We start from the raw sequence: 3250 nt of genomic DNA, 5'->3' as shown, positions 1-3250 counted from the left end.
CTGCGTTCGGCCAGCGTGGTTTAATGGGGCCTTTTAGATCAAGATCAAAAGCAAGATCTAGATCAAAAGATCGCGAGACAAGTGAAGGGGTTTACTTACCCCGCGAACTGCACGGGTAACCATCCGGGCCCGCCGTGCCGGTGCAGGCCCGTTCAGCAGGCAGGGACTTTACCGGCTCGCTCAGGTGGTTACGGTTTTGCGCATCACGCTCCAGGTCAAACGCGTCATACAGCTTGCCCGCGGCGGTGTAGCTGCGCACTTCAAGGCGTGAGTCCTGCACGTCGATGGTCTGATACAACTGGGTTTCTTCAGCGCTGCGATCCGGTTGCAGGTGCGCCCGGTCATTGAGCCCGTACATCTTCGACCCCGCCACCGAGACCATGTACACCGGGCCCTGCACCTTGCCGCTGGCACGGTCTGCACGGGAGGCGGCACGCCCGGCTTCGCTGGTCACGCGGCTGTAGCAATGGTCATGGCCTTGCAGCACCAGGTCCACCGCGTAGCGCTCAAATAACGGCTTCCAGGCGGCCTTCAACGGTTCGGTGTCTTCGGGGCGGGCGCAGGTGAAAACGGGTTGGTGGTTGACCACAATATTCCAGCGCGCCGGGCTGTTTTTCAGGCTGTTCTCAAGCCATTTGGTTTGCTCGGCCAAGGTGTCCATGTCGAGGGCCGCCGTGCCATCCAGCACGATAAAACGTACACCCTGGTAATCCATCACATACGTGGTGTTCTTCAAGCCCGGCACGCCGTTGTCCGGCAGCGCGAACTGACGATTCCAGTGCGGGCTCAGGGTACGGCTTTCGCTGCCATCAGGGTTTGTGCCGTCCAGGTATTCGTGGTTTCCGATGGCCACCACTTGCGGGATCATCCCGTAGTTATAGCCACCGGCCTGGTTCCACTCGCCCCATTGATCGTCATGCACCAGGTCATCGCGTTGCGACACCAGATCCCCGGCATGCACGATCAGTGCAGGGTTGGCCACACTTTTCAGGGCCTGGCGGATGCTGCGCGAGGCCAGTGACAGAATGTCGTTTTGCACATCGCCCATGTAGATAAAACTGAATGGCTTGAACGTCTCGGCAGCAGTACGAAACTGCAACCATTCGCTCCAGCCTTCAGCACCTTTGACCCGGTACACGTAGGCGGTGTCTGGCTGTAAATCGTGCAGGCGCACCTGGTGGTAAAGGGCCGGACCGTTTTCAGTGTCCAGGCTCAGTTGAGTCCCTTCCAGCGTATGGGCAGCCTTGGCCAGTTGCGGCCCGTCGAGGGCGACCGCCAACTGCAATTGGCTGGCTTGCTGGTGAGTGTCGGTGCGAAAGGTCACTGCCATTTCCCGTGCAGGATTGGCCCCTGGCGTCAGCACAATCCGATCCGCCAGACCGCTGGCGGCATAGGGTGTCCCGGGTGAATGGGGCAGGGGTGAGGCGGGGGTGGCCGCTGCACTGTTGATCACAGAAAACAGCGCGAGGGCGAGCAGCGTTGGGCGAATCATGGAGCCTCCTTGAGTGGCGAAATGCGCCCAAGGAAACAAAGCTGCGTGACATCGGGATGACGGTCGGGGGTCGATTCAGCTCGGTTTTCACCGGCTTTTTTGTGCTTTAAAGCAGGGGAGGTTTAAACGTTGAGCCCCGGCAGGTCATTTAAGATCAAGCCCATTGGCAGGAGCGAGCGTGCCCGCGATCTTTTGGTCCCTAAAAGATCGCGAGGCAACCCCTGTTTATTTGGCCGTGATCACCGCCAGCTTGGTAATGCCGGCCTTTTCAATCGAGGCCATAAGCTTGGCCACTTCGCCGTAGCTCACCCCGTTGTCGGCCTGCAACTGCACGCGCACATCCGGGTTTTTCGCCTTGGCATCTTGCAGGCTGACTTCCAGCAGGTCCGGTTGAATTTCGTCCTTGTTGATGTACACCTTGCCCTTGTCGTCGATGCTCACCACCACCGGATCCTTTTGCTCGATCGGGGCCACGGCCTCCGTTTTCGGCAGGTTGATCGGGATTGCGTTGGTTAGCAGCGGCGCGGTGACGATAAACACCACCAGCAGTACCAGCATCACGTCGACCAGCGGCGTGACGTTGATTTCACTCAGCACTTCATCGTTGTCTTGGGTTGAAAAAGCCATCTCAAGACGCCTCCTTCACTTTGCCTGCGGCACCGGCCGCGGTGTTCAGCACCGGGTGCAAATGCACGCGGAACGCGCTCTTCTGGGCCAGGCTGTAGAAGTCGTGAGCAAAGTCATCGAGGTCGGCTGCGGTCAGTTTCAGGCGACGCAAAAAGTAGTTGTACACCAGCACCGCAGGCACCGCGACGGCGATCCCGACGCCGGTCGCCACCAGTGCCGCACCAATCGGCCCGGCCACGGTTTCAAGGCTGGCAGAACCCGCAGCACTGATGCCTTTCAAGGCCGACATGATGCCCCACACGGTTCCGAACAGGCCGATAAAAGGCGAGGTGCTGCCGATACTGGCGAGGATCGCCAGGCCGGTTTCCAGTGAGCGGCGTTCACGCACGATCTGCTGGCGCAGCGAGCGCTCGAGGCGGTCCTGATGGTTGATGGCGTGAGCAAGGTCAGTGGCTTGCTGAGTGTCAGACACCTGGATCGCGGCATAACCGGCCTGTGCAACACGGGCAGCGGCACCTGGTGCAGTGCTGGCCAGCTCGGCTGCGGAGTCGAGGCTGGTGGCGGCCCAGAATTGCTTGAGGAAGCGACGGTCCTGGCTTTTAAGGCGGCCGAACTGCACGCCTTTGAGCAAGAACAGGCCCCACGTGGCGACCGAGAAAATAATCAGCAGCCAGATGACCGCGTGTTCGATGGATTCAAAAGGGGAAGCGATCAGGTTCATGGTGTGGCTCTCCAACAAAGGCATTAAGTCAGTAGTGCGATGCGCCTTTTGTCAGGTAGCCCGCTGGAACAATCAGGTTCAGTTATTTGATTTTGAAGTCGATGGGTACGCTGACCCAGCCGTCCTGGGCCACGTCGCCCTGTTTGGCCGGGACGAAACTCCAGCGTTTGACGGCCGCCAGGGCGGCGTCATCGAGCTGGGTACGACCGCTGCTTTTTTGTATCTGGATCTCGCCCGGCTTGCCGCTGGCCAACACATGCACGCGCAGCAACACCGTGCCTTCCCAACCTCTGCGCATGGCCAGCGACGGGTATTCCGGCGCCGGGTTGTGCAAGTAACCGGCGTTGGCCGAGGCCGGTGTCACCGGTTTTGGCGCAGGCGGTGCCGGTGGAGCCGGGGCGGCCACAGGC

General features: G+C 60.2%; 4 protein-coding genes. All 4 read right to left on the bottom strand.

The window, feature by feature from the left end:
- Positions 1–91 precede the first annotated feature (91 nt).
- Complete coding sequence (locus tag GHO25_RS25260; protein WP_153393275.1) at positions 92–1492, bottom strand: metallophosphoesterase family protein; 1401 nt, start codon at positions 1490–1492, stop codon at positions 92–94.
- Between the two features lie 225 nt (positions 1493–1717).
- Entirely contained in the window at positions 1718–2119 is a 402-nt protein-coding gene (locus GHO25_RS25255) for a biopolymer transporter ExbD (RefSeq protein ID WP_048372930.1), read from the bottom strand.
- 1 nt (position 2120) lies between these two features.
- Positions 2121–2840: a MotA/TolQ/ExbB proton channel family protein gene (locus tag GHO25_RS25250; RefSeq protein ID WP_153393272.1), complete on the bottom strand. Its 720-nt coding sequence runs from the start codon at positions 2838–2840 to the stop codon at positions 2121–2123.
- Between the two features lie 82 nt (positions 2841–2922).
- A partial coding sequence (locus GHO25_RS25245; protein ID WP_153393269.1) for an energy transducer TonB occupies positions 2923–3250 on the bottom strand: 328 nt, incomplete at its 5' end.

The organism is Pseudomonas sp. FSL R10-1350, assembly GCF_009600525.1.
Lineage (GTDB): Bacteria > Pseudomonadota > Gammaproteobacteria > Pseudomonadales > Pseudomonadaceae > Aquipseudomonas > Aquipseudomonas helleri.
Note: the sequence above shows the minus strand (reverse complement) of the source record. Positions and strands in the feature narration are given on the sequence as shown.